The organism is Leptolyngbya sp. FACHB-711 (assembly GCF_014695615.1).
In the GTDB taxonomy this organism is placed as follows: domain Bacteria; phylum Cyanobacteriota; class Cyanobacteriia; order Elainellales; family Elainellaceae; genus Leptolyngbya_A.
Window position 1 is genome coordinate 1 of sequence record NZ_JACJOR010000274.1, and the last position, 4,727, is coordinate 4,727.

General features: G+C 52.0%; 6 protein-coding genes. 4 read left to right on the forward strand and 2 right to left on the reverse strand.

What is annotated here, in order from left to right; all coding sequences use genetic code 11:
• Together H6F80_RS10800 and H6F80_RS10805 are read right to left on the reverse strand one after the other, a co-directional pair.
• Positions 1-310, reverse strand: a 310-nt coding sequence (locus H6F80_RS10800; protein WP_190791563.1) for a radical SAM protein, incomplete at its 3' end; no start/stop codon positions are given.
• Between the two features lie 215 nt (positions 311-525).
• Complete coding sequence (locus H6F80_RS10805) at positions 526-1,275, reverse strand: DUF561 domain-containing protein (RefSeq protein WP_190791564.1); 750 nt, start codon at positions 1,273-1,275, stop codon at positions 526-528.
• Between the two features lie 317 nt (positions 1,276-1,592).
• Here H6F80_RS10805 and H6F80_RS10810 point away from each other — a divergent pair, with 317 nt between their 5' ends.
• The 4 genes from H6F80_RS10810 to H6F80_RS10830 form a co-directional block, all read left to right on the forward strand.
• Positions 1,593-1,880 carry a Calvin cycle protein CP12 gene (locus tag H6F80_RS10810; protein WP_242067284.1) on the forward strand — a complete coding sequence of 96 codons (288 nt, stop codon included), beginning with the start codon at positions 1,593-1,595 and terminating at the stop codon, positions 1,878-1,880.
• 149 nt (positions 1,881-2,029) lie between these two features.
• Positions 2,030-2,680, forward strand: a complete 651-nt coding sequence (locus H6F80_RS10815; protein ID WP_190791565.1) for a YbhB/YbcL family Raf kinase inhibitor-like protein — start codon at positions 2,030-2,032, stop codon at positions 2,678-2,680.
• Entirely contained in the window at positions 2,677-3,807 is a 1,131-nt protein-coding gene (locus tag H6F80_RS10820; protein WP_190791566.1) for a sensor histidine kinase, read from the forward strand. Before H6F80_RS10815 ends, H6F80_RS10820 begins: the two co-directional genes overlap by 4 nt.
• A 662-nt stretch (positions 3,808-4,469) precedes the next feature.
• The coding region (locus H6F80_RS10830) for a hypothetical protein (RefSeq protein ID WP_518523556.1) at positions 4,470-4,727 on the forward strand (258 nt) is incomplete at its 3' end.

Genomic DNA, 4,727 nt, shown 5'->3' on the forward strand with positions numbered 1-4,727 from the left:
CAAAGCTGAGAATGCCCGCATTCGTGTGGGGCAAAAATTCTAGATGCAGGGCAAGCTCACACAAGTCATAGATTCGCTGAAACCATGCCCGTCGCTGCGGATGCTGCGGATGCACCTCCCCAGCCAGAATCAAAATCTCGATTACGCCCTGCGGCTGAAGCGATCGTAAGATTTGCGCTGCGCGATCGAGCGTCAACCATTCATCTTGTCCCGGATCGGCCCGAAAGTTGCAGTAGGTGCAGCGATTGAAGCATTCGTAGGTGGGGACGAGGGTGTAGGCGGGGCTGTAGGTGAGGAGGCGAGCGGACATAGGGGTGAATGAAGGGAGGAGATGGGGAGACGGGGAGATAGGGGGGTAACAGGGGTAACCAAAGGAGGGCTTTGAATTTTGAGTTCGACCTTTAGCCGTTCCCTTCGCTGCCCATCGCTTTCCCTATTGCTCTATTTTGATTTACTCACCCCGTCCCTCCTCCCATCGCTTCCCCTCAGCCCCTCAGCCTCTTAGTCCCTCAGTCCCTCACTTCCTCACACAGAGACCCGTCCCCGGCTCACCGTTCCCATCGCTTCCACTAGACTGCGGACCACGGCGATCATGGCAACTTCATCGTTCAGGCGGTTGATAGCAGAGCCGACTCCGATTCCTGATGCGCCTGCGGCGATCGCCAGAGGTGCGGTGACGCTGGATAAACCGGAAGCACAAAGAACGGGGACGCTGACAACGCGAGAGATTTCAGAGGCGGCTGCCAGGGTGGGAGCTGCTTTTTCGATCAGTCCCAGGGTTCCGGCGTGGGTGGGCTGGCTGCTAGTGCCGCCTTCGGTCTGGATGATGTCTACGCCTACTTGAACCAGTGCTTCGGCAAGCTGCACCTGCTGGTCGAGTTCCAGGATGTGGGGAACCGTGACTGACAGAGTGATATGGGGCAACAGGGCGCGAGTCCGCCGGGTCAGTTCGAGGACTTCCGCCGCTTCAAACCGGATGCCCTGGGCGTAGAAGGGGTCGAAGTTGCCGATTTCGATCAGGTCTGCGCCTGCTTCGATCGCCGCTACAAATTTTTCAGGCTCAATCGCGGAAACGCAAATCGGCAGGTGGGTGAGCTGCTTTGCCATCCGCACGAGGTCGGCATCGGCAGCAATGTCTACAAAGGTTGCCCCGCCGCGATCGGCAGCTTTTACGACAGCAGCAACGCGATCGGCATCAAAATTGGTCAAGCCACTGATTACTTTCAGGGCGTTTGCTTGCTGGAATGCCAGTTGAAGTGTGGAAGGAATGGTCATGGATTTCTCCAACCTTTAATAACGAGACGATCGTTCTACATCCAAAAATCCTATCGGTCATTCGGATATTGTGCTAGTCCTGGTCGGGATTGGGGGGGATCTGGAGAGATAGGGGATGGGGGGACGAGGGGCGGTTTTCTGAATGAAAGATTAAACAGAGTTATGGTTTTCCGAACCCGAAATTTCAATTGGTTATGAATATACTGGAAGTATGCAGGAGAGTTAAGAGCTTCAAGTTCTCTCCAATCATGCTTTTTTGCTGGCTTGGCTGGCAGTTTGACTAAGTTCACCATTTCACTTCAAGGACTTTTGCAATCATGGTTCAATCGATTTCTCGTTTTGATCAGTCGGCGGATCGGTTCGATGCTTCTGGGGAAGCAATGATCTCGCTGGATCAAAGAATTCAGGACGCGCTCGACTATGCCCGCACGGTGACGACGGCTCAGGGCATTACTTCAACTGAGGCAGTGGTTGCCTGGGATATTGTCGAAGAACTGATGGCTGAAAAATCTCACCGTCAGCAAAAGGCAAAGCGCGGCACCGCTTTCGATCGCTACTGCGAAGAATTTCCCAGCCGCATCGAGTGTCTGATCTACGACCTGTAGATTGGGATTGAGCGCATCAAGAGCGGATAGCCAGAGTGCGACCGCAGCTTAAATGCCTCGAAATTCGCCTAGTTACGATCGCGTTCAACTCCCCCCAAAATTCGCCTAAGATCGAACCAGAACACTGAATCAGATAGGCAGCAGTAATGATGGGGAGCAAATTCCCTGATGGAGCTATTGGGCGGCGATCGGTTCTGGCAGTCAGTGCTAAGGCGATCGGGCTGGTTGGACTGGGGTTACTAGGCTGTGCGCCGCGATCGAGCCAGTCTAGAAATTCTGCTCAAAATCAGGTGAAAGAAAATCAAGGCAGTGCTGTATCAGGGCAGTCCGGTAAAACGATGACCCTGAGCAGTGCTGCCTTTGCTGCGGATGGCATGATCCCGGCGAAAAATACCTGTGATGGGCAAAACCTTTCACCTGCCCTGAGCTGGGACGAACCTCCGGCAGAGACAAAGAGTTTGGCAGTGGTGGTCACTGACCCCGACGCGGCGGGAAAAACGCACTGGTTGCTGTATGATTTGCCGCCCGATTTGCGCCAGTTGCCCGAAGGGGTTCCGGCGAATCCGCTGCTGAGCCAGGGAGGGACCCACGGCAAAAGTGATTTTGGCAAATTTGGCTATGGCGGTCCCTGTTTGCCGGATGAAACTGTCAGTGGAAGCCACCGCTATGTGTTTAGACTGTATGCTTTAGATAAGTTTCTGGATCTCCCGCCGGGAGCAAGCCCGATCGAGGTCAGCAAAGCAATGAAAGGGCATACGCTAGCACAAGCAGAATTAATCGGTCGCTATCGCCGCCCATGAAAAAACTTAAGACGGCAAAACCGAGTCTAGGATCGCGGCTATTTTTTTCGCACATTATTGTGATGATTGTCGGGCTGCTGACTCTGCTGGCAGTGGGCAAAATTTCATCGCCGCGTTTTTTCGCGCTGTATCTGCGACAGATCGAAGTTGGCGGCTGGCGTGTGGGAGAAGTGCGAACTCAGCTTATTCGTCGGTTTGAAGATGCCTGGAGCCGGGGTGCTCTCTGGTCTGTGGTGGTCGGAGCGACAACGGCAGGCGGACTGAGCTATCTGGTAACCAGGCGAATCGTGAAGCCGCTGATTCAGATGGAGGAGATCACCAAAAAATTTGCTGCCGGACAGCTAGAAGAGCGCGTTCCTAGCAGCGAAATCCCGGAACTTGATCAGCTTGCCACCAGCTTTAACCGAATGGCAGCCACTCTAGAAGGCGTCGAACAGCGGCGGCGCGAACTGGTTAGCGACCTAAGCCACGAGCTAAGAACACCGCTCACGATTCTGCGGGGCTATCTGGAGGGCTTATCAGACGGGACGATCGAACCTTCGACTGAAATCTACGATCGCCTTGCCAAGGAAACGACTCGGATGCAGCGATTGGTGAATGATTTGCAAGAGCTTTCCAAGATGGAGGCAGGCTATTTGCCGATCGATGCGCGTCCGCTCGATTTGCGTCCTTTATTGACAGGAATTGTGCAGCGATTTGCCGATCAGCTCATTGCCGAAGACAGCCCAAAACTTCTGCTCGATGTTCCTGCTGAGGCTCCGATGGTGAACGCCGATCCGTTTCGGGTTGAGCAGATTGTGGTGAATTTGATCGGGAATGCAATCCGCTACACGCCGGAGGGATCGATCGTTGTTCAGTTGCGTTCAGAAGCGGATAAAGTCTGGGTGGCAGTGATCGACACAGGACAGGGCATCGCAGAAGAAGATTTGCCCCATGTGTTCGAGCGATTTTGGCGGGCAGATCGATCGCGCAATCGCAATTCAGGCGGTACGGGAATCGGACTGGCAATTTGTCGGCGACTGGTCGAGCTTCAGGATGGCACGATCGAAGCAGAAAGCCAGTTTGGCCACGGCAGCACTTTCAAGTTTTCGCTGCCGATCGCTAACAAAGTGAATAAGAAAACGTGACTTTTGCTGCCCCGCACAGAGAACTCTATTCTCTTTTAAGAGTTTACTCTTTTAAAATTTACTCAAAATTTACCGATCAGAATCAAGTTCTCATAGAAATCGGGTCATTGCATCTTGCCCATCGCCAGTTCAAGCGAGAAAATGAGGAAGAGTGTGACCGATTCAAAAGCGTAATCACTTTCGTGTAATCGCTTTTTCGTGTAATCACTTTCGTGTAATCACTTTATAAGTAGAAAGCCGTAAAGTAGAAGGCCGTAACCGCTACCTTATCGGAACCGGCTCAAAAATCAGGGCGTTTCAACGATCGTTTTCTACTTTTATCCAGCATTTACCCTTTCGGCATTTGCCGTCTGCCTTTACCCAGTTCATCCATTAAGTAGAAGACACTAAGTAGAAGGCGATTCTTCAAGGTGAGAAGTTTGCCTGATTTGGGCGTCGTGTTTGTTAATCTAATTCAGGCAGAATTGCTGTTGCGATCGCTTCAGCGCGATTTGTTTCCGGGTCTAGATTTGTGTTGCTGTAAAAGTCTATATTACATTCCTCTTTCGATTTACCCTGTTGTAGAAAAGGTTTGGCTGTGTCGTCTTCCTGTTATTTAGTGATTGGTTCTGGTGTTCTTGTTTATCTCTCTTTGATTCACGATGCTGCCAGCAGAAGAAAGGATGCGTCCAAATGCTCTTCCATTTCCTGACTATCAACGACGATACGCTGCAACTAAAATTGTTCGGACTATCAAAACTCTGAAACGGCTAGAATTCAGCGGGCAAGTTGTTTGGCGTGAAGGATCTTCACCCGAAAGAACGGCTTTGTCTGCCGATGGGCGAGAATGGATCGTTTTTCTAGAGCGGGGAAATTTGTGCTACGGGACAGGCGGCAGTCATTCACTTCGACGCTGGCAGCGGCATCTTTTATCCTGTTGT